This window comes from Actinokineospora sp. (genome assembly GCF_050699995.1).
In the GTDB taxonomy this organism is placed as follows: Bacteria; Actinomycetota; Actinomycetes; order Mycobacteriales; family Pseudonocardiaceae; genus Actinokineospora.
Genome location: NZ_JBOHGC010000468.1, coordinates 1 through 19,843, shown reverse-complemented (window position 1 = coordinate 19,843; position 19,843 = coordinate 1). Strand labels below are relative to the sequence as shown.

Sequence of the window (19,843 nt, the reverse complement as noted above, 5' to 3'; positions counted from 1 at the left end):
CCCGAACCACGACATCCGGACCAGCCTCCACCCGCCGATCCCGGCCTGATCCCGCTCACCGTCCCCGAAATCAAACGTCTGATCGCCGACACCATCACACCTCGACCACCCGAGCACACAACCCATTTGGGTGAACTGGCGACGCCGACACCAAGCACGCTCACGCTGGTTCCACAAACGCACCAGACTCGCCCGCAACATCGAGAACACCCAGGTCAGCTAGCGAATGGCTGCTGCCGTACTAGTCGTAGGAATGGAGATTGGGCGTGACCGCGAGAACGTCAGCCTCGTCGAACGACGCTTGGAGCAGCAGCCGGTTATCGACGGTGAACCACGAAGTCGAAAGCCGCACATGAAGGGCACAGCCAGCGTTCTTCGCCTGGCCTTCGGACAGACTCCCGGCCCCGACCGGCGTGGCGAGACACTTGATCTGTCCGCCTCCGGACAGTCGGTGCATGTCATGGATGCCTATGCGCTGGTCAACATCCGACTGTGTTCGGCAGTTGTAACGGGAACGACGACATCACGCGGCACCCCGGTCATGACCGCAAACTGCCTGCCGCACCTGGCGGCGACGATCAAGATCCTTGAGCCGACGTTGTGCATCCTTCAGAGTGGGCCCGGCCGCGAAGGCATTGCACCACTGCTGTCCGGGGTGACACCGGTTGGGCCGAATCTCGAGCACGTCAACTTTGCCGGTGTCCCGGTCTACCTCGCCTCGTTTGTACATCCGCATCAGCAGGGCAGGAACTCCAAGAACAACTGGGGCCGATCGTTCTCGACCCCGTATCTCGATGGCATCGTTGCGCCTGCCATCGAGACCGCCCGGGATTTGGCGCTCGGTTGACTCTGGTTGGTGCGAGATCAGAGTCGAGCTTGCGTCGCTACTTCCGAGACGAAGGTCCACCAGCACGGCTCTACACCGGGCGACGCTTCGAGCGCTTCGCCCGCGGCGGTGACGCTCCCGACGTACGCGACGTTGTCACGTCTACTCACGGGTGCGCCCGAACAGCCCAGCTGTCGAGGCGGCCTATTGGCGGACTGGTGACGGTCACCGATTTCGCCAGCACCTGTCCGACGGGCGCCCGCACTGGCGATCGTCACTACAGTCAAGACATGGGCGTGTGGCTGCGCGAAGACATATGGCTTTCCGTGGGCGACGAACTACGTGCGTATCGGCACCAGGGTCTCTCTCGCCTGCTCACGGAGGATTCCGTTCGCTTCGCGACAGCGCGCGCCTTGGTGAGGGGCGGGGAAGATCCTGGGGGACTCCGTGTCGAGTGGCCACACCCGGCTCTCGCAGGCGCTCGAATCGATCTCGTCGCTGGCGGGCGTCCGCCCGCCGCGTTGATCGAGTTCAAATTCCCACGTGAGCCCAACGAGCAGAATGCTGCATGGACCATGGCGCTCGGCGAAGTACTCAAAGACCTCTACCGACTTGCCGCCTACCCCGATGTGGCTGATCGCCTGTTCGTATACGTCGAGTCCACACGGCTGCGCACCTACATGGCAGGCGCAGCGCGGCGATACGGATTGGACCTCGATACCGACGAAGTCGCGCTACACCCAGCCGACGCAGCGCGACTGCCGACGACAGCCGCGAAAATCATCGGCGCCGACCTCGCCGCGCACCACGTCATCGCCCGGCGTATCGCTCTGGTCGACATCGACCCCGGTCTCCGGTTGGCTGTCTATCTGGTCGACCCGCTGGGCGCCCAACCCGATCCAGTAGCGGGCGGCCTGGTTACTGACCGGGCTTTGCCAGAGATTCGGGTCCCGCGCCATGCTGACCCGCAGCCGCGAACGTCGACGCAGTAGCACGGACGCGAGCCCTCGAACGCGACGGCGCGCGGCGCGAGATCCTGGAGGCGATCCGCGCGGTGACAGTCCGGTCTGGAAGCGCCACGTTCACTCCGTTGGAGATCGTGGCTGAGATGGGCAGATGCGGCACCAGATATGCCGAATCGACTATCCGCACCATGATCACCAGTCACATGTGCCTCAACGCGCCGGACAACGCCGCCACCACCTACGACGACCTTGAGCGCGTCGACCGAGGGACGTATCGACTCGTGCGAGGCAGCCAATCCGGGCTGAACTGAACTGTCCGGGTATCGCGGTACGAATCGTCACCGCCCGGGCCGGATCGGTCCGCAGCACCAGAGCCTGGATCGAGACTGCTTGAAGATCGACACCGTGCGCCCGACGGAAACCAGCAGGTCAGCGCGAGTATGGGCTACCAACCTACGGATTAAAAGTCAGCAGCTCTACCGATTGAGCTAACGCCCCCTCCGCAGCGCGAGTGTACCGGGTGCCGGACCCCGGGGAGGCGTGACTGGGTGATCAGCGGGCCCGCCCAGGGGGACAGGGGTGCCCGGCACCTACCCCATTCTCCCATCAATATTCGTGATGGGCGCAACTGGTAATGGCATGAATTGGCGGGTAGCAGACATTTCGTGGATCCGCCTACTGCGGTCGGCTAGGCCGCGGCAGAAGCAGCGCCGCGTCGAGTTCGGCGTGGTGTTCCGGGTGATCAATCCACCACTTCGCGTAATACCGATTGCGCGGGACAATTGTCGAGTAGGCGTGTGCGACGCAGGCGATGATCTCGTGTCTGCGGTCGGCCCACGGGCCGTCCGAGCGCAGGGCCAGCAGCACCGGGGTGATCAGCGGCGTGCCGCGCAGCGGGCGCACGACGACCCCGCCGGCGTCGATCGAGGCGGGTTGCAGCAAGCAGACCGCGCCGCCCGCGGTGAGCGTCATGGCGGTCCGCGCGTCGCTGACCTGGTGGGTGAGGCGGGGCAGGAAACCGGCCGCGTCGCACGCGTGGCGCAGCTGGATGCGCAGGCCGTCCTCCTCCGGTGGCGGCACGACCCAGTCCCGCCTGGCCAGGTCGGCGAGCTCCACTTCGTCGGCTTCGGCGAGCGGATCGTCCTCGCTCAAACCGACGAACTGCGGCTCACACACGAGGGCCCGAACTTCGAGTCCGTTCAGTTCGCGCTGGTCAAAGCCCTCGAACCACTCGAACACGGCCAGGTCGGCCCGGCCGGACGCGACCAGGTCCAGCACGCCCGAGCCTGCTGTGTACGTCTGCACCCGAACCTCCGCGCAGCGGATCCACGCGGCCAGTTCGGAGACCACCGTCCCGGTGAACAGCATCGGCATCGAGGCGAAGACCAACGACGTCTCGGCCGTCGGGCGGGTCTTCGGGTCACCCATGTTCAGCAGTGTCTTGACGTCGTCGAGCACCACCCGGGCCGAGCGGATGAGGCTGCGGCCAAGCTCGGTCGGCACGCTGCCGGAGGGGGACCGCTCGAACAGGTCGCCGCCGATCAGCCGCTCGATGGAGCGCAGCTGAGTGGTCATCGCGGGCTGCGACACCCCGATTCTCGCCGCCGCCTTGGACACGCTTCCTTCCTCGGCGATCGCACAGATCGTCCGCAGATGTCTCAGTTCCAAGTTCGCCATAACGGCAATTAATACCCCGTTTGGATGAGCCTTGGCCAGAAGGCTGGGACATATTTCGAGACACGGATACCTGCGTCCGGTTTTTCCACCCTGCATTTGAGAGGAGCCCTCATGCGGCTCAAGAAAGCCGTGCTCGCGGTGAGTCTCGCCGCGACCGCCATCGGTGTGGCCATCGCCGCGCCGTCCGCGTTCGCCGCGCCGCCGCCCGCCGCGGACAGCGTGGCCCAGCCGATGATCATCGGCGGCGGCAACGCCAGCCAGACCTACTCGTTCATGGTGTCCCTGCAGACCTCCCAAGGCCACTTCTGCGGTGGTTCGCTGATCGCCCCGCAGTGGGTGGCCACCGCCGCGCACTGCGTCGGCAGCCTGACCCAGGCGCGGGTCGGCACCACCACGTGGAACTCCGGCGGCACGCTCGTGCGGATCGCCTCGCAGACGAAGAGCCCGGACGGGCGCGACTTCGCGCTGGTCAAGCTCGCCTCAGCGGTGGAGCAGGCACCCATCCCCATCGCCGCGGACCCCGGTCCTGCTGGGACCGTCACGCGGCTCATCGGCTGGGGCCAGACCTGCCCGACCCGCGGCTGCGGCGGAGCGCCGACGAACCTTCAGGAAATCGACGTCAAGGTCCTCAGCTCCGGCTGCACCGACGACTTCAACGCCACCAAGGAGATCTGCCTCGGCGACAAGCCCAACACCGGCGCCTGCTACGGCGACTCGGGCGGCCCGTCGGTGCGCCAGGTCTCGGGCCGGTGGGAACTGACCGGGGCGACCAGCCGCGCAGGCCAGGGCCAGGACACCTGCGGCACCGCGCCCGCGATCTACATGAATGTCCCGGCGTACAAGGACTGGATCAACCAGACCACCGGCGGCGGCACCACACCGACTCCGACTCCGACGCCGACGCCCACCCCGACGCCGACTCCGACTCCGACGCCCACCCCGACGCCGCCGTCATGCTCCGACGTTCCGGCGTGGAACCCGAACATCTGGTACGCGCCGGGCAACCGCGTCTCCTACAGCGGGCACCGCTGGGAAGCGACCTGGTACACCATGGGCCAGACTCCCGGATCCTCCCAGTGGAGCAACTGGCGCGACCTCGGCTCCTGCTGACCGGTCGCGGATGACCCCCGGATGCCGTCACCGCCGCGCGGTGGCGGCATCCGGTTCCACGGCCCGTTTCCCGGTCGAGACAAGCTTGTCGAGCCCCCACGCGGCGATCACCGCGATCACCCCGCCGACAGTGTTGTTGTAGAAGTCCTGCGAGTCGCACACGCCCACGGCGATCAGCGCCTGAGTGAGTTCGATACCCGCGCTGAGCGCGGCACAGGAGACCATCACCAGCCATGGGCGGCGGACCGTCAGCGTGGCGAAGAACGCGAACGGCATGAGCATGTAGAAGTTCAGCCGCTGCTTCGTGCTCGCCAGCGCGAAGTCGTTCTCGACGCACCGCCGCAGCGGGTCCAGCGTCGCGATGTCCGGGTCGAGGACACCGGATCTTCCCAGCGTGACGGCGAGTGCGAGCGCGAGCCCGAAACCCGCGAGCACAGCCGGAACCCGCCGCCGGCCCCGCCACTTGGCCGGCACGAGCGCCGCGAACCCGATCACCACGCACCCGGCGACCATCGCGGCCGCCACCAGCGGCTGGTTCAGTATTCGCTCCGCCAAGTCGGCGTCCTGCCCCATGCTCATGCGCACCGTCCCCAGGCGTCGGTTATCTCTTCACTGAAAGACGTCCGATCTTGGTGAAGGTTGAGCGCGAGCAGAAGAAGCAGGTCAGTCCCAGTCCCAGCGGAAGCCGAAGCAGCCCGGCCCGAAGTCGAGGGCCACGCTGTGCACGGTGTTCCGGTCGTCGACAGACACCGGACGCACCCGCTCGGCGTTGCCCGCCGTGCGAGCGAACTGCTCGCACCGGCCGGGCGCCGCCGCCGGGTCGAAGCACACCTCCAGCACGTACTCGCGGACCGGCAGCCGGAACTTGCGCTCGTAGTTGGTCGCCAGCGGATGCGGCGGGCGGCTGACCAGCTCGTGTTCGAGGACGATCGTCTCGCCCCGGCGCAGGGCGGAGTCGAAGACCAACTCGGCGACCAGCAGCCCGCTCTCCGGCCTGCTGATCGTCCGGCCGAGATGGCAGTTGCGCAGCGGCCGGATCGTCGGCAGCGCGCGGTCGTGCTCGTCGATGTGGCTGATGACGATCCAGCGGTCCGGCCCGTCCGCCTCGGCCCGCAGCACCTGCCGCGAGGTGGACGTCCGCTCGCCGCGGTCGCCGCCCACGACCACGCGGTCGTGCTGGCTGAGCCGGGTCAGCCGGTCGTCCCAGCCGATGTCGACCTCGCTGACCGCGGCCTCGACCGGCGTCTCCCGCGGCCAGAACGCGCCCATCGCCGGGCGGTGCGGGTCGATCAGCGCCGACAGCGAGCCGCGCGGGACCTCCAGGATCTCCTCGAGGTGGCGGACGACGGCCAGCGAGGACTGGCGGGCGGGGCGGCTGCGGCCGGTCTGCCAGTAGCTCAGCGTCGCCAGGCTGACCGATATCCCACGTCGGCTCAGCCGGTCCTGGATGCGGACCAGCCCGAGCCCCTTGGCCTCGATCGCCGCGCGCAGGGCGGCCGCGAACGACGGCATGGCGCCTTCGTAGCCGAACTCGGGCTCACTGAACATCGAGGGCTCCTGATCTCGTCGTGCCGATGGTCGTGGCACCGCCCGTCGAGGTCAAGGCCCGGCCGTTACCAGCCGAGCGGAGCCGACCGGGATTGACCAGGCATGATTCGAAGCCATGTCCACCCTCCCCACCGAGCTCGCAGGCGCCCTCGACGACGCCCTCGGGCGGTTCCCGACCTCGCAGGTCACCGACGCCGTCGAGGCGCTCATCCAGCGCTACCGCGGTGGCGTCGACCCGGCGTCCCTCGTGCTCGACAAGGACCTGACGGTCGCGGCCTACGCGGCGTACCGGATGCCCGCGACCTTCGCCGCCGTGTCGGCCGCGCTGCGCCACGCCGCCGTCTTGGCTCCCGAGTTCCAGCCGGCGTCGATGGTCGACGTCGGCGGCGGCACGGGCACGTCGGTGTGGGCGGCCCAGGCGGTGTGGCCGTCGCTGGCGGAGGTGACCGTGCTGGAGCAGTCGGCGCCCGCGATCGCGCTGGGGCGCAAGCTGGCGGAACGGTCGTCGGCGCCCGCGGTGCGGTCGGCGCGGTGGGAGCGGGCCGTCATCGCCGCGACGGTGGCCAAGCCCGCCGCCGACCTGGTGACCATGTCCTATGTGCTCGGCGAGTTGGCCGAGTCGGCGCGCGCGTCGGTAGTGCGCTCACTCGCCCAGGACGCGGGACTGCTGGTGCTGATCGAGCCCGGCACACCCGCCGGCTACGAGCGGATCGTCGCGGCCAGAGACCTGCTCATCGCCGACGGGATGAAGGTGCTCGCGCCGTGCCCGCACGAGCGCGCGTGCCCGATTCCGCGCGGGCAGGACTGGTGCCACTTCGCCGAACGGCTCAACCGCACCGCGCTGCACCGGCGGATCAAGTCCGCGACGCTGGCGCACGAGGACGAGAAGTACTCCTACGTCGCCCTCACCCGCGCCGACCTGCCGCACGTCGACAACCGGGTGCTGCGCCACCCGTTCAAGCGCAAGGGGCTGGTGTCGCTGACGCTGTGCACGGGCGCGGACGGGCTGGCCGACACGAAGATCACCAAGCGCGACCCCGACGCCTACAAGCGCGCCCGCGACGTCGAGTGGGGCGATGGCTGGAGTTCCGGCGCCTGATCGACATCACAGGTCTCACTGTCCGCCAACAAGGGAGGAATCCCTTGTCTGTCAAGCGAAAACGGCGTTCAAGACGCGGACCTGCCGCTCGGCAAGTGATCACTTGATCTTCGTCTGTCAACTCCTTAACCCAGAGTGGATCACCGTCGACTGCTCTGTCCATTATGGACATTTCTGTCCTGTTAGCGTCGATTTCGGTGCCGTCACATGGCATCCACCCGACCCAGGAGGAACAACATGACCAACCGCATGCGCGCCATCACCACTGTGCTGGCCGGAACCGCCGCCACGTTCGCCTTAGCCGCGGGCACCGCGCAGGCCGCCCCCGCCAACTCGGTCTACCTGTACACCGGCACCAGCGGCCACTGCGCCACCAGCGGCGCCAATGGTGTCGCGGGCGGCGTGTTCGCCTCCTACACCTGCCAGGCGGGCTTCGCGGGCTACAGCCTGTCCGTCACGCCCAAGGCCGGGTCGGTGAGCGACGTCTACCTCAACACCTTCTCGACCCTGGCCGCGTGCGAGGGCGCGGGCGGCAACGGCACCTCCGGTGGCGTCTTCACCTCGTACCACTGCCAGAACGGCATCGCGGGCCACAGCCTCTCGGTGACCGGCTGATCCACCGCCCAGGGGTGCCGACCCCGGCACCCCTGGGCGTATCGGTCCCCGTTTGGAAGGCTGGTGGCATGGGAGTCGAAACGTGGTCCACGGCGGCATGGGTGGACCTGGCGACGCAGTGGCTGGACGAGCGGCTCGCCGACGCGGGCATCAAGCGGACCGGCGCCGTCGAACAGCCGCGGGTGCGGCCGTGGTCGACCCAGCTGACCGCGCCGACGACGGCCGGAACGGTGTGGCTCAAGGCGGTCAACCCGCCGAACGCCTTCGAGGCGGGGCTTTACGACGTCCTGCACGACTTGATCCCGCACCGCGTCCTCCCGCCCATCGCCACCGACGCCGAGCGCGGCTGGATGCTGCTGCCCGACGGCGGCCGCACACTCGCCGACCGTGAGCTTCCCGACGACGAGCTGGTCGAGGTGCTGACCGAGGTCATGCCGCGCCACGGCCTGCTGCAGCGGGATCTCGCCCCGCACGTCGACCGGATGCTCGCCGCGAATGTCACCGACATGCGGCCCACGGTGATGCCGCAGCGCTTCGAGGAGGCGCTCGCCGTGGTGGGCGACATCCCGGCGGTCGCCGCGAAGTCCGGCGAGTTCGCCGAATGGTGCGCCCGGCTGGCGGTCTCCCCGGTTCCGCCCAGCCTGGACCACAACGACCTGCACGCGGGCAACGTCCTGCTCGCCGACTTGGCCGACCCCGACGCCGTGCGCTTCTACGACTGGGGCGACGCCGTCGTCGCGCACCCGTTCGCCGCGATGTTCGTCCCGCTCAAGATCCTCTCCGACCGGTTGGGCAAGCAGACCAAGGGCGTGCTGCGGGTGCGCGACGCCTACCTGGAGGTCTTCGCCGACCTCGGTTCGCACGCGGAACTGGTGGCCCAGCTGGACCTGGCCTGCCGGGTCGGGAAGGTCGCGCGGACCCTCGTCTGGGCGCGGGCGGTCGCCGAGTCGCCGGGGGACTGGGCCGACGCTCCACGCGAGACGCTCATGAGCCTGCTCGCGGATTCCTACTTCTAGCCGCGGTGGACGGCGCGCACCGGGCCTGACAGCCTGGCGCGATGGAGGAAATCGAGCGGAAGTTCCTGGTGGCCGACGAGTCCTGGCGCTCGTCGGTGATCTCGACGAACCGGATGGTGCAGGCGTACCTGGCCATCGGCGAACGCGCGCAGGTGCGGGTGCGCAGCTCCGGGGACAAGGCGTGGGTGACGGTGAAGGGGCAGGCCAAGGGGATCTCCCGGCCGGAGTTCGAGACCGAGGTGCCGGTGGACTTCGTCGAGGGCGTGCGCTCCTCGGGGCTGTGCGAGGGATCACCGGTGGAGAAGGACCGCCACGTCGTCGACGTCGACGGGTTTCAGTTCGAAGTGGACGTGTTCCTGGGCGACAACGCAGGGCTTGTGCTCGCCGAACTGGAACTGGACACTGCCGACGCCGAGTTCCCCCGCCCGCCGTGGCTGGGCGAGGAGGTCACCGACGACAAGCGGTACCGCAACGCCTACCTCGCGACGAACCCGTGGGCGAGCTGGAACCGAGGCGGGGACATGGACGTCTACCCGTCGACTTAGATCTCAGAGGGGACGACACATGGCGGACATCGAGTACCGGTTCGGCACTGGCGATGGCGACCCGAACGTGCACCACGGCCAGGCCAATGTGGACGTGGACGGCGACGGCACGACGGACGCGATCGCCGTCGACTTCGATGGTGACGGCCGCTACGACGACGCCATGTGGGACTCCGACGGCGACGGCGTCGCCGACACGGCGCTGCTCGACCACGACAACGACGGGGTCGCGGAGTCGGCGTACTCGGACCCGACCGGGCTGGGCACGTGGAACGCCAAGGGCCAGGGCGGGGAGCCGAAGGCCGAACCGCAGGCCGAGGACGTCCCGGAGGAGAAGAAGGACGCCGCGCCGGACGACCAGTCGCAGGACCAGCCGTCCGACGTCCCCGAGGAGGACAAGGGCGAGCCCCAGGACCACGCGCCCAAGGAAGAGGGCGACGGCAAGGGCGAGTCTGACTCGGGGTTCGAGAACATCCCGGCGGACGTCGAGTTCGAGAACGAGTCCGGCGAGCCCGAGGGGTCGGACGAGCCCGAGGATTCCGAAGAGCCGCCCGCGGCCGAGGAAGAAGAGCCCACCGCGGAGGAGGAGCCCCAAGACGACACCGCCGACGAGGGCGCGTTCGCCGACGCCGACTTGTTCCAGACCGAGGACACGACCGACACCGGCCTGTCCGACTGGTACTCGGAGCTGTAGGAGGACCAGGGCGTCTCCCGCATGATCGACTCGTGAGGCCCTAGCCTGATGGCGTGGGGATGAGACTCAGCAGGCGCGCCGTGCTCGCCGCCGGGGCGGCAGGCATCCTCAGCGCCTGCACGCCGCCGCCGCGCCCGCGGTCGGCCGAGCCCACCACCGCGCCGAGCCTGTCGCCTGATTCGTCGACCGTCCCCACGACACCGGCCGCCGCGTCCACGACGCCGCCTCCCGCTCCGGCCACACGGGCGGCCGTGGTGAGCCGCTACCGGGCGGCCAGGCCCACCCAGTTCGGCCTGACCGTGCCCGGCGTGATCAACCGTCTGCCGTCCTCGGGCGTGGCCCTGACGTTCGACGCCTGCGGCGGCCCCGGCGGCGCCCAGTACGACCACGCGCTGATCAAAACCCTGCGCGACCTCCGCACCCCCGCCACGCTGTTCCTCAACGCACGCTGGATCGAGGCCAACCCCGCGGCCTTCCGCGACCTGGCCGCCGACCCGCTCTTCGACATCGCCAACCACGGCACCCGACACCTACCGCTGTCGGTCGCGGGCCGCTCGGCGTACGGCATCGCGGGCACGCGCGACCCGGGCGAGGTCTACGACGAGATCGCGGGCAACCACGACCTCCTCACGCAAGCGCTCGGCCGACCACCGGCCTTCTTCCGCTCCGGGACCGCCCACTACGACGATGTCGCCACCAAGATCGTGGCGGAGTTGGGCGAACAGGTCATCGGCTTCGACGTCAACGCCGACAGCGGCGCCCGCGCGAGCCTGCCGCAGATCAGCCGGGCCATGGCGGGGGTGCGCCCGGGCTCGATCGTCATCGCCCACATGAACCGCCCCGACGGCGCCACCGCCAAAGGCATGGCCGCCGCCCTACCGCCGCTCGTGGCCGCGGGCACACAGTTCACTCACCTGCGCTGACCCGCTCCTCGGTGATGGCCATGAACTTCGGCTGCCCGAAGTCAACACGCTGACAACTGATGATCAGGGATGCGGGCCGATCGTGACGACGGTGATCTGACCATCATCAGGCCCATGGATCCACCAGATGCGCCACGCGGAAGGCGTCCTGTTCTCGACATATGACTCCCACAACGTGACGCCACCCGGTCCAGGTACTGACTGATAGTCATGCGAGTGAAGACCGGGATGACGCGGCCCGGCCTGCTCCAAGAGTCGAAGGGCCTTTCGGACCTTCTTCAACTTTGTTGCGTACTGCTGTCTGGACCTCAGGTCTTCGATGACCTTCTCGGCTTCTCGTGCATACAGCAGCACGAACGGTGGAGCGCTCACGCGTCTTCGGGCTCCTCGTCATCCTCGTCGTCGGCGGTGACCCAGTCCAGCCGCCGCACGTTGCCCTCGGCAGCGTCGGCCAATCCACGGAACAGGGACGCCCGCAGTCCGTCGTTCTCCCAGACCAGCAACTCCCGCTTGGGGATGCTCGCGAGGGGGACCAGCAGGATCACACCGTCGTCGTTCATGGAGACGGCGTAGCGGTCGTTCTTGCTCGCACCCGCCTTGCCGATAGCCACGCGAGCGCGCTCATCGGCAGTCACCTCGGCGACGGGCCGGAATCCTTCGAGCGTGGTCATCTCTCCTCCTCTCGACTTACGCAGCATACCCTCGGAGTGGGTATATGGGCAATGCCCACGCAAAGGCCCCGCGGAGCACGACCTGAAGCGATGGAGATGCTCACCCTCGGGGCGGGCAGACCACCTCAAGGTCAACACGCTGACAAGTTCAACTCGAAGTCGCCCCGGGCGGGCGAGTGCAGTGGTGCACCCGCTGAAGCCATCCAACACGGGAGGCGCCTGAGCTGCGACCACTCTCCGCTGACCGCACGAATGAGCAGATAACCTGGTTGATGTGTCCGTCGCCCCGCCGTTGAACCTCGGCCCCTACCGGATCGACCCGGCAGTGGTGCTCGCCCCCATGGCGGGCATCACCAATGTCGCGTTCCGCACGCTGTGCCGGGAGTTCGGCAGTCCTACCTCCCTGTACGTATGCGAGATGGTCACAGCTCGCGCGATTGTCGAACGCGACCCGAAAACCATGGAGATGATGACGTTCGGGAAGGACGAGCACCCACGTTCGCTCCAGCTCTACAGCGTCGACCCCAAAACCATGGCGGAGGCAGTCAAGATCATCGTCGGGGAGGGTCTTGCTGATCACCTGGACGGGAACTATGGGTGTCCCGTCCCCAAGGTCACCCGCAAGGGCGGTGGGGCGGCGCTGCCGTTCAAGCGGCGGCTGTTCGGCGAGATCGTCGCCGCCGCCGTGCGCAACGCCGGGGACCTGCCGGTCACGGTGAAGTTCCGGGTCGGCATCGACGACGAGCACATCACCTACCTCGACGCGGGCCGCATCGCCGAAGCCGAGGGGGCGGTGGCGGTCGCGCTGCACGCGCGGACGGCGGCGCAGCGGTACTCCGGGCAGGCGGACTGGTCGCGGATCGCGCGGCTCAAGGAAGCGGTCACCACCATCCCGGTGCTGGGCAACGGCGACATCTTCAGCGCGACCGACGCCCTCAAGATGGTGGAGCAGACCGGGTGCGACGGCGTCGTCGTCGGCCGGGGCTGCCTGGGCAGGCCGTGGCTCTTCGCCGAGCTGCACGCCGCCTTCACCGGCGCCGAGATCCCCGACGGACCGGACCTCGGCACCGTCGGCCGCATCCTCTTCCGGCACGCCACGCTCCTCGCCGACCACCTCGGGGCCGAGAAGGGCCTGCGTGACCTGCGCAAACACATGGCGTGGTACCTGCGCGGCTTCCCGATCGGCGGCGACCTGCGCACCCGGTTCGCGATGGTGTCCGGCCTCGGTGAACTGGCCGACCTGATCGGACAGCTCGACCCGACCGCGCCCTACCCCGAGGAGGCCGAAGGGCCACGCGGGCGCCAGGGGTCGCCGGGCAAGGTCGTGCTGCCCGAAGGCTGGCTCGACGATCCCGACGACGCCGCCGTTCCGGCGGGCGCGGAACTGATGCACTCCGGGGGCTGACATGCGGTGGGTACTGGGGGTCTTACTCGTCACGGCCACGGCGTCGGGGTGCTCGACGACGGTGGCCGGGCGCGCGCTGCACGAGGGCGGCGAGAGCGCGCCGGAACTCGAACGCGAACTCGTCGGCCAGTACTTCACCGACTTCAACGACGCGGCCGACGAGGGCCCGCAGACGCAGCGCGACTTCCTGCGGCGCACCCAGCACCCCGACTTCAGCGACCGCACCTGCGACCTGGGCGACCTCGTCCTCACGGTCGAACCCGCGCTGTCGACCTTGCGCGCGGACCGCAAGTGGAAGCCCGAGGACGCGAAGAAGAGCCCCCGCGGCTCGGTGTACGTCGTCGGCGTCTCGGTGCGGATCCGGCGCGACAACGCGACCCTGGCCGAGCAGATCGGGTCGCAGCGGGTCGTCGTGCTCGACGGCCGCGCCTACGGCTTCGCGCCGTGCCCGACCCGCTGAGCCATTCGGGGTACCCGAATGGGCGCGTACAGCAACAGCGCTCAGTGATCGTCACCGGCTTGGCTCAGCGTTCAGTCCACCAGTAGAGGGAATTCGCGGTTCCAGTCGTCCCGTCCGCTCAAGCCTCGCGTCAATACAGACGACACACCACGTAGGTAGGAGGTGACCGCGGTGGCCGCACTGGGACGAGGCGTCGCCGAGCCTGAGCCCGCCCAGCGGGCCCAAGACAGCGCCTGGCGCAACGAGCCGACGGTTCCCCTGCGTCGGTCCGCGCTCGCCGACGCGGCTGATCCGGACGCGGGCCCACCGGCCGACGCGGCGAACCTCGTGAGCCTGCACGAGTCGATCGCCGCGCTGCTCGCCTCCCGCGGGCAGTACCGCCAGGCCTACCAACACCTCCGGTCCGCTTTGGACCTTATGTCCGAACTCAGCGCACCCCCGCAGATTCCCGAGCAGTTCCGCCGCGAGGTCGACCGGCTGCGCCGCGAGCACGCCGAAGCCCACGAGCAGAGCATCCGCGACAGCCTCACCGCGAGCTACAACCGGCGCTACCTCGACCAGCGACTGGTGGAGGTCGTCAGCGAGCAGAGCCACGCCCACGGGCTGGCCGTCGCGCTGGTCGACCTCGACTGGTTCAAGCAGGTGAACGACACCTTCGGCCACCTCGTCGGCGACCGGGTCCTGCAGCGGGTCGTCGAACTGCTGCAGCAAGGCCTGCCGGAGGGCGCGTTCTGCGCCCGCTACGGCGGGGAGGAGTTCGTTCTTGTCCTGCCCGGTGTCGACCGCCCGACGGCGGTCACCCTGGCCGAGACCGCACGCGCGCGCGTAGAGACATACGCGTGGTCGTCGTTGGTCCTCGGGCTGCGCGTGACGGTCAGCATCGGCCTCTCGCACGAACCGGCGACGCACGTGGCGCACAACACACCCGCGTCTCCCGAGCGGCAACTGCGCGACGCCGACACACTGCTCTACACCGCGAAACAGTCGGGCCGCAACGCCGTCGCCTACCTGCTCGACGGCAAGGCTCACCTGGCCGGACCGGCTTCGGGCAGGCGTGCGGTCACTGTTCCGCGAGCAATTCAGCACTGACACCGCCCCAAGAGGGCGCTGCTCGCCCGATTGGGCTAGTGGTATCCGCGTAATTGCGTACCGTTAGTGAACAAAACCCGGCTTGCGGTCGTCACGACCGCCCCTGCGGCCGTACTATCGCCTCCGCCTGCCACGATTAGGTGGGCAACCGCACGCAGTCCCACAACGTGTTGATAACCACCTGACAACGGTTCGAGCAGAACTTCGGAAGGAGCCCGGGTGCGCGACGATCTCGACCCCGACTCCGGACGTGCGACCCAGGGTGGCAAACGACGTGCTCCCGAGCCCGACGAGGCGCCCCGCCGCAGGCGCCGGTCGATGGAGGCGTCCGGCGGGGTCAGCGTCTCGGATCTGGTAGAGCGGCACACAGGGTCGCGAACGAATCTCCAGCCCGTGCCGCCCCCGCACAGACCGGCGGAGAAACCCGCCGATCCGCCACCCACACCCCTTTACGCCGCACCTCCTGAGTCCAAGCGCAGCACCGGTGAGTTCCCGGCAGGCCCAGCCGCCGATGTCGCACCGCACGCCCCTCGCCCCGGCCGCCGCCGCGCCGTCGAGGAGGATCCCCGCCCCAACCTCGCCGATGCCTTCGGCCGCCCCCAGCCCGACCCGCCGCGCGCGATCCTGCACGCACCCATCCCGGCGGACCTCGCGGTCCCGCCGACGGGTGCCGAGCCACGCGGGCCGGTGCCGGTCGAGCAGGTGCACCGCATCGTGGAGGTCAAGCCGCAGGAGCCTGCCCGGCCCGCCCCGCGACGACCGGACGTCGGCCAGCACTCGATCCCGATGGACCCGGCGCCCCGGCCCGCCGACGGTCCCTACGGCGAGCAGCGCACCGGCGCCCGGGCGCTCCCGGTGGAACCGCCGCAGGGCTACCGGCAGGTCGAGCCGCACCAGGGCAGGCCCATCCCGATGGATCCCGCGCCCAGGCCCGATTCGGAGCGCCGCGGCGACGTCCAGCACACGGGTTCCCGTCCGATTCCCATGGACCCCGCGCCACACCGCGGGCCCGGCGACTCGGGTCCCCTCCCGCGGGCACCGCGACCCACGGGCGGCATCGACCCGGCCCACCGCACCGGAGCGCGGCCCATCCCCCTGGACCCGCGACAGGACCCACGTCCCACCGGCCAGAGCAGCGGCTACCGCGCCATGCCTCCTGGCCCCCAGGGCAACGGCTACCGGCCCGCGCCCCACGGCGGCGGCTACCAGCCCACTGGCGGCCACGAGCGGCCCGATTCCCAGCAGGGCCGCCGTCCCGCCCCGCAGAGCCCCGGCTACCGGCCTGACGCGCCCTACGGCGGCGAGCCGGGTCCCGGCCAGTTCTCCGGTGAAGCCCCGGGCAACCGCAGCGGCGGGCGTCCGGTCCCGGACGCCTATCCGGGCGAGCACCCGATGGACCCCAGCGGCCGGGGCTCCCGACCGCTTCCCGGCGGACCGCGCGGCCCTCGGCCCGTCGACGGAATGCCCCCGCGCGGACCGATGCCGACCGGGGCCGCCTCGGTCGACGCGATCCTGTCCGGCAAGCAGCCCGCGGGCGACACGGGCAGCCATCCCCGTCCCGCCGCGGACCTCGGCCAGGCCACCGGTCACTACCCGCCGCCCGGGCAGGACTCGCTGCCCGGAAACCAGGCGCGGCCGATGATTCCCCGGCAGCTTCCGCCAGGGCAGTCGTCGATGCCACCGCGGCCCGACCTCGACGAGGCGCGCCCCGCCGCGCCCGCCGTGTCGCCCGAAGAGCTCATCGGGATGACCACCGAGATGGAAGCCATCGGTGAGCACACCCAGAAGCGCAGGCGGGTCGACCAGACGCTCGCCCGCTTCTCCAAGGTCCACGACGAGCTCAAGGCCGAGGAACGCGCCCGCAAGTCCAAGTTCAGCAAGCTGAACCCCTGGGCCGCGCAGGACGCCGAACTCGACGAGCACCTCGAGGAACTCGCGATGGTCCCCGGCGAACCGACCGCGCTGGTCGCGGCGGTCGGGGTCGTCGCAGCCGAGGGGCTCGCCGAGGAAGAACCGCCCGCGGGCACCCGGCTGCAGGAGAAGAAGGTCCGCAAGCAGACGCAGACGTCCAAGATCGCGAAGATCGTCGCGGGCACCATGGCCGCGCTGGTCTTCCTCGCGACCGGTGTCGGCTGGGGCTTCCTGAAGTGGGCCGACGACAGCATCCCCAACGTCCGCGCGCTCGACCCGAACTCCAAGTCCATCCAGAACGCTGAGGCGCAGCGCGGCGACGAGAACTTCCTGCTTGTCGGCTCCGACTCGCGCGAAGGCGCCGCCAGCGAGGACAACGTGGGCGACGCGAACCAGGTGCCGGGCGCGCGCTCGGACACCATGATGATCGCGCACGTGCCCGCCGACCGCTCGCGCGTGGTGATCGTGTCCTTTCCCCGCGACCTCGAGATCAAGCGCCCGGAGTGCGAGAAGTTCGACTCCAAGACGAACACCTACACGGGCGAACGCGTGCCCGGCCAGAAGATCGCCAAGATGAACACCGCCTACCAGGTCGGCGGCCCGCTGTGCGCCACCCGGGTCGTGCAGGAAATCTCCGGGCTGCGGATCACCCGGTTCGTGGGCATCGACTTCAACGGGTTCAAGGGCATGGTCGACGCGGTCGAGGGCGTGAACGTGTGCGTCGAGAAGCCGATGTACGACGACACGCTGAAGAAGTGGATCGTCAAGGACCCGGGCAAGGCCGTCGAACTGCGCGGCAACGATGCCCTGGACTTCGTTCGGGCCCGGCATGTGCGCGGTGACGGCACCGGCGACTACGGCCGGATCAAGCGCCAGCAGCGGTTCCTCTCGTCCCTGCTGCGCAAGGCGATGTCGGGGCAGGTCCTGCTCGACCCGGGCAAGCTGTCGAGTTTCGCCACCGCCTTCGCCGAGGCCACCTTCGGCGACAACATCGACGTGCAGGCGCTGCTCGGCCTCGGGCAGTCGATGCAGGGGCTGGAAGCGGGCCGAGTCACCTTCGTCACCATCCCGACCGTGGGCTACATGAACGACCGCGGCAACGAGGTGCTCCTCGAGGAGCCGAAGAACGCCTTGTTCCGGGCCATCGTCAACGACCAGCCGCTGCCCGGGGAGAAGCCCGCGGGCAGCCAGCCGCCCGCGTCGGGCAGCCAGCAGGCGCTGCCGCAGTCGGCGCCGCTGCGCCAGCAGGGACCGGTCGACCCGAAGACGCTCAAGATCCAGGTCCTCAACGGCGGCAACACCACCGGCGGCATCGCCCGCAAGACCGCCGACAAGCTCGGCGCGCTGGGCTACCAGGTGGTCAACGTCAACGCCGGGCCGTCCGTGCCCAAGACCGTGGTGCGCTACGGCAAGGGCAAGGAAGCCGAAGCGAAGACCTTGGCGTCATCGGTGCCGGGCGCGCTCCTCGAGGAGGACGCGGCCTCGGTCGGCGCGATCGTGCTGATCATCGGACCGGAGTACAAGGGCGAGGTCGTGGCTCCCACCGGGCAGGTGGCCCAACCCACCCCGGAGAAACTGCCCGCCAACCTGGCCACGGTGAACGGCGGCGACGTCGCCTGCGCGTGAGGCCGTTCGCGTCTGGTTCACCATGGATTCACCTGACGATGGGGTGCGTCGACGCGCGCCCCTCTAGGCTGTGCGCATGCGTGAGGCTTACCATTCCGAACTCGGCGTGCTCGCCGACCAGCTCGCGGCCATGTGTTCGATGGTCGCCGAGGCCATGGAGCTCGCCACGCGCGCGCTGCTCGACGCCAACCTGACCATCGCCGAACAGGTGATCAGCGGCGACGAGAAGATCGACGACGCCCGCTCCGCCTGCGAGGAGCACGCCTACTCGCTGCTCGCGCTGCAGGCGCCCGTCGCGACCGACCTGCGCACCGTGCTCGCGGCCATCCACGCCGCGGAGAGCCTGGAGCGCATGGGCGACCTCGCGCTGCACGTGGCCAAGGCCGCGCGGCGCAGGCACCCCGCGCCGGTGCTCCCAGACGACGTGCGCGGCTACTTCGCCGAGCTGGGCCGGGTCACCGTGCAGCTCGCCCGCAAGGCCGAGGTCATCATCCGCACCCAGGACGTCGAGGCCGCCCGCGCGCTCGAAGACGACGACGACGTCGTCGACGACCTGCACCGGCACCTGTTCACGGTGATCATGGACAAGGAGTGGCAGCACGGCGTGCCGTCGGCCGTCGACGTCACCCTGCTCGGCCGCTTCTACGAGCGCTACGCCGACCACGCCGTGTCCGTGGCCAAGCGGGTCGTGTTCGTGGTGACCGGCCGGATGCCCGGCTCGGTCAGCGAAGACGACGACCTGTAGCGGCTACCGCGGCGCGACCGACTCGATCAGCTCACCGAGCTGCTGGGTCAGCCGGGCGCTGTCGGCGGGCGAGTACGTCGCACGGATTCCGCCATCGGGGCTTGGCCGCGACAGGGACAGGTAGCGGCCCGCGTCGGTGTCGATCCAGCTGACGGTGCCCGCGTCGGCCTGCCGCCCGCGCCTGCCGCGTGCGGTGACGGTGAACATCCCGAACCCGGTGCGCGGCCGCTCAAGCATCGCCGCCGCCATCCGCAGCTGCGCCTCCGACGTCGACCGGGGCGCCCGCACCTGCTGGACGAACCCGTCGTCGGCCTTCGGCTGCGGCGGGGCCTCGACGACCTGCACGGACTGCCCCGGCCCGGCCGCCATGCCAGGCAGCAGTCCGACCAGGGAGCGGGCGAGCCCGGCCGGGCTGATCAGCTCGAACCGGATGCTCTGCCCCTCCTGCAAGGCCAGCACCGCAGTCGTCCCCGCGACGCACGCGCGGGCGCGCAGATCCCGGTCCTTCTCGACGGTCCCCATCATCCCGATGCCGACGTCGTAGTCACCCGTGACGGTCAGCGCCGCCTCCAGATCGGGATCGAGCTGGTTGCGCCGCAGCAGACCCCGGTTGGTCAGGTCGGCGAAGACCGCCTTCGCGATGCGGTTGCGGTCTTCCTCTAGCTGCCCGAAGCTCGGGATCTGGAACGGGAACTGCCTGCAGCTGATCCGCAACAGCTGGGACAACATGTCCACTGCCGCGAGCGACAGTGAGAACGACCTAGGCATCCACTAGCCGCCGATCACAGGAGGTGCGGTCATCTCGTCGGTGCCGAAAACCTGGTCGGGGTCGGCCTCGACCAGGTACGAAGGCCGGTTGTGCTCGTCGTCCTCGCCGCCCTGGCCGCGTCCGCCGCCGCCCATGCCGCCACCCATGGG

General features: G+C 69.6%; 20 protein-coding genes and 1 pseudogene. 16 read left to right on the top strand and 5 right to left on the bottom strand.

Features of this window, described 5'->3' with window-relative positions; genetic code table 11:
* The 4 genes and pseudogenes from ACRDSQ_RS23185 to ACRDSQ_RS23170 all read left to right on the top strand — a co-directional run.
* A pseudogene (locus tag ACRDSQ_RS23185) lies at nt 1–223 on the top strand (IS701 family transposase); the annotation flags it as partial.
* Nucleotides 224–253: 30 nt separating this feature from the next.
* Complete coding sequence (locus ACRDSQ_RS23180) at nt 254–847, top strand: hypothetical protein (protein WP_431423976.1); 594 nt, start codon at nt 254–256, stop codon at nt 845–847.
* 197 nt (nt 848–1,044) lie between these two features.
* Nucleotides 1,045–1,818: a hypothetical protein gene (locus ACRDSQ_RS23175; protein WP_431423974.1), complete on the top strand. Its 774-nt coding sequence runs from the start codon at nt 1,045–1,047 to the stop codon at nt 1,816–1,818.
* A gap of 41 nt (nt 1,819–1,859) precedes the next feature.
* Nucleotides 1,860–2,102 carry a DUF7669 domain-containing protein gene (locus tag ACRDSQ_RS23170; RefSeq protein ID WP_431423979.1) on the top strand — a complete coding sequence of 81 codons (243 nt, stop codon included), beginning with the start codon at nt 1,860–1,862 and terminating at the stop codon, nt 2,100–2,102.
* 364 nt (nt 2,103–2,466) lie between these two features.
* Here the strand turns inward: ACRDSQ_RS23170 and ACRDSQ_RS23165 are convergent, their stop codons facing one another.
* A complete protein-coding gene (locus ACRDSQ_RS23165) occupies nt 2,467–3,468 on the bottom strand; it encodes a LysR substrate-binding domain-containing protein (protein ID WP_431423973.1) in 1,002 nt (333 codons plus the stop codon).
* A gap of 111 nt (nt 3,469–3,579) precedes the next feature.
* Between ACRDSQ_RS23165 and ACRDSQ_RS23160 the strand changes: the two genes are divergently transcribed.
* Nucleotides 3,580–4,578, top strand: coding sequence for a trypsin-like serine protease (locus tag ACRDSQ_RS23160; protein ID WP_431423972.1), 999 nt, complete (start codon nt 3,580–3,582; stop codon nt 4,576–4,578).
* A gap of 27 nt (nt 4,579–4,605) precedes the next feature.
* Here ACRDSQ_RS23160 and ACRDSQ_RS23155 read toward each other — a convergent pair whose 3' ends face one another.
* Together ACRDSQ_RS23155 and ACRDSQ_RS23150 are read right to left on the bottom strand one after the other, a co-directional pair.
* Nucleotides 4,606–5,157 (bottom strand): VanZ family protein, encoded by a 552-nt coding sequence (locus ACRDSQ_RS23155; RefSeq protein WP_431423971.1) that lies wholly within the window; start codon nt 5,155–5,157, stop codon nt 4,606–4,608.
* A gap of 84 nt (nt 5,158–5,241) precedes the next feature.
* Complete coding sequence (locus ACRDSQ_RS23150) at nt 5,242–6,126, bottom strand: XRE family transcriptional regulator (protein WP_431423970.1); 885 nt, start codon at nt 6,124–6,126, stop codon at nt 5,242–5,244.
* Nucleotides 6,127–6,241: 115 nt separating this feature from the next.
* Between ACRDSQ_RS23150 and ACRDSQ_RS23145 the strand changes: the two genes are divergently transcribed.
* The 6 genes from ACRDSQ_RS23145 (at nt 6,242) to ACRDSQ_RS23120 (ending at nt 11,018) form a co-directional block, all read left to right on the top strand.
* On the top strand, nt 6,242–7,225 hold the full coding sequence (locus ACRDSQ_RS23145) for a small ribosomal subunit Rsm22 family protein (protein ID WP_431423969.1): 984 nt from the start codon (nt 6,242–6,244) through the stop codon (nt 7,223–7,225).
* A gap of 237 nt (nt 7,226–7,462) precedes the next feature.
* On the top strand, nt 7,463–7,840 hold the full coding sequence (locus ACRDSQ_RS23140) for a hypothetical protein (RefSeq protein WP_431423967.1): 378 nt from the start codon (nt 7,463–7,465) through the stop codon (nt 7,838–7,840).
* A gap of 68 nt (nt 7,841–7,908) precedes the next feature.
* Complete coding sequence (locus ACRDSQ_RS23135) at nt 7,909–8,856, top strand: phosphotransferase (RefSeq protein ID WP_431423966.1); 948 nt, start codon at nt 7,909–7,911, stop codon at nt 8,854–8,856.
* Between the two features lie 41 nt (nt 8,857–8,897).
* Nucleotides 8,898–9,401 (top strand): CYTH domain-containing protein, encoded by a 504-nt coding sequence (locus tag ACRDSQ_RS23130; protein WP_431423964.1) that lies wholly within the window; start codon nt 8,898–8,900, stop codon nt 9,399–9,401.
* A 19-nt stretch (nt 9,402–9,420) separates the two neighbouring features.
* On the top strand, nt 9,421–10,095 hold the full coding sequence (locus tag ACRDSQ_RS23125; protein WP_431423963.1) for a hypothetical protein: 675 nt from the start codon (nt 9,421–9,423) through the stop codon (nt 10,093–10,095).
* 59 nt (nt 10,096–10,154) lie between these two features.
* Nucleotides 10,155–11,018: a polysaccharide deacetylase family protein gene (locus tag ACRDSQ_RS23120; RefSeq protein ID WP_431423978.1), complete on the top strand. Its 864-nt coding sequence runs from the start codon at nt 10,155–10,157 to the stop codon at nt 11,016–11,018.
* Nucleotides 11,019–11,386: 368 nt separating this feature from the next.
* Here the strand turns inward: ACRDSQ_RS23120 and ACRDSQ_RS23115 are convergent, their stop codons facing one another.
* Nucleotides 11,387–11,689 (bottom strand): hypothetical protein, encoded by a 303-nt coding sequence (locus ACRDSQ_RS23115; protein WP_431423962.1) that lies wholly within the window; start codon nt 11,687–11,689, stop codon nt 11,387–11,389.
* A 274-nt stretch (nt 11,690–11,963) separates the two neighbouring features.
* Here ACRDSQ_RS23115 and dusB point away from each other — a divergent pair, with 274 nt between their 5' ends.
* From dusB to phoU, 5 genes are all read left to right on the top strand, one after another.
* Nucleotides 11,964–13,094, top strand: coding sequence for a tRNA dihydrouridine synthase DusB (gene dusB, locus ACRDSQ_RS23110; protein WP_431423961.1), 1,131 nt, complete (start codon nt 11,964–11,966; stop codon nt 13,092–13,094).
* A gap of 1 nt (nt 13,095) precedes the next feature.
* Nucleotides 13,096–13,554, top strand: coding sequence for a hypothetical protein (locus ACRDSQ_RS23105; protein ID WP_431423960.1), 459 nt, complete (start codon nt 13,096–13,098; stop codon nt 13,552–13,554).
* A 162-nt stretch (nt 13,555–13,716) separates the two neighbouring features.
* Nucleotides 13,717–14,643: a GGDEF domain-containing protein gene (locus ACRDSQ_RS23100; RefSeq protein WP_431423959.1), complete on the top strand. Its 927-nt coding sequence runs from the start codon at nt 13,717–13,719 to the stop codon at nt 14,641–14,643.
* Nucleotides 14,644–14,862: 219 nt separating this feature from the next.
* On the top strand, nt 14,863–18,180 hold the full coding sequence (locus ACRDSQ_RS23095) for an LCP family protein (RefSeq protein WP_431423958.1): 3,318 nt from the start codon (nt 14,863–14,865) through the stop codon (nt 18,178–18,180).
* Nucleotides 18,181–18,256: 76 nt separating this feature from the next.
* Nucleotides 18,257–18,925, top strand: a complete 669-nt coding sequence (gene phoU / locus ACRDSQ_RS23090) for a phosphate signaling complex protein PhoU (protein WP_091376155.1) — start codon at nt 18,257–18,259, stop codon at nt 18,923–18,925.
* A 3-nt stretch (nt 18,926–18,928) separates the two neighbouring features.
* Here phoU and ACRDSQ_RS23085 read toward each other — a convergent pair whose 3' ends face one another.
* Nucleotides 18,929–19,660 carry an ESX secretion-associated protein EspG gene (locus ACRDSQ_RS23085; RefSeq protein WP_431423957.1) on the bottom strand — a complete coding sequence of 244 codons (732 nt, stop codon included), beginning with the start codon at nt 19,658–19,660 and terminating at the stop codon, nt 18,929–18,931.
* Between the last annotated feature and the right edge of the window lie 183 nt (nt 19,661–19,843).

Coding starts and splice junctions, on each gene's coding strand:
- ACRDSQ_RS23160 (WP_431423972.1), top strand. CDS start 3,580: ATGCGGCTCAAGAAAGCCGTGCTCGCGGTGAGTCTCGCCGCGACCGCC.
- ACRDSQ_RS23140 (WP_431423967.1), top strand. CDS start 7,463: ATGACCAACCGCATGCGCGCCATCACCACTGTGCTGGCCGGAACCGCC.
- ACRDSQ_RS23180 (WP_431423976.1), top strand. CDS start 254: ATGGAGATTGGGCGTGACCGCGAGAACGTCAGCCTCGTCGAACGACGC.
- ACRDSQ_RS23135 (WP_431423966.1), top strand. CDS start 7,909: ATGGGAGTCGAAACGTGGTCCACGGCGGCATGGGTGGACCTGGCGACG.
- ACRDSQ_RS23115 (WP_431423962.1), bottom strand. CDS start 11,689: ATGACCACGCTCGAAGGATTCCGGCCCGTCGCCGAGGTGACTGCCGAT.
- phoU (WP_091376155.1), top strand. CDS start 18,257: ATGCGTGAGGCTTACCATTCCGAACTCGGCGTGCTCGCCGACCAGCTC.
- ACRDSQ_RS23120 (WP_431423978.1), top strand. CDS start 10,155: ATGAGACTCAGCAGGCGCGCCGTGCTCGCCGCCGGGGCGGCAGGCATC.
- ACRDSQ_RS23165 (WP_431423973.1), bottom strand. CDS start 3,468: ATGGCGAACTTGGAACTGAGACATCTGCGGACGATCTGTGCGATCGCC.
- ACRDSQ_RS23155 (WP_431423971.1), bottom strand. CDS start 5,157: ATGAGCATGGGGCAGGACGCCGACTTGGCGGAGCGAATACTGAACCAG.
- ACRDSQ_RS23145 (WP_431423969.1), top strand. CDS start 6,242: ATGTCCACCCTCCCCACCGAGCTCGCAGGCGCCCTCGACGACGCCCTC.
- ACRDSQ_RS23105 (WP_431423960.1), top strand. CDS start 13,096: ATGCGGTGGGTACTGGGGGTCTTACTCGTCACGGCCACGGCGTCGGGG.
- ACRDSQ_RS23150 (WP_431423970.1), bottom strand. CDS start 6,126: ATGTTCAGTGAGCCCGAGTTCGGCTACGAAGGCGCCATGCCGTCGTTC.
- ACRDSQ_RS23130 (WP_431423964.1), top strand. CDS start 8,898: ATGGAGGAAATCGAGCGGAAGTTCCTGGTGGCCGACGAGTCCTGGCGC.
- ACRDSQ_RS23125 (WP_431423963.1), top strand. CDS start 9,421: ATGGCGGACATCGAGTACCGGTTCGGCACTGGCGATGGCGACCCGAAC.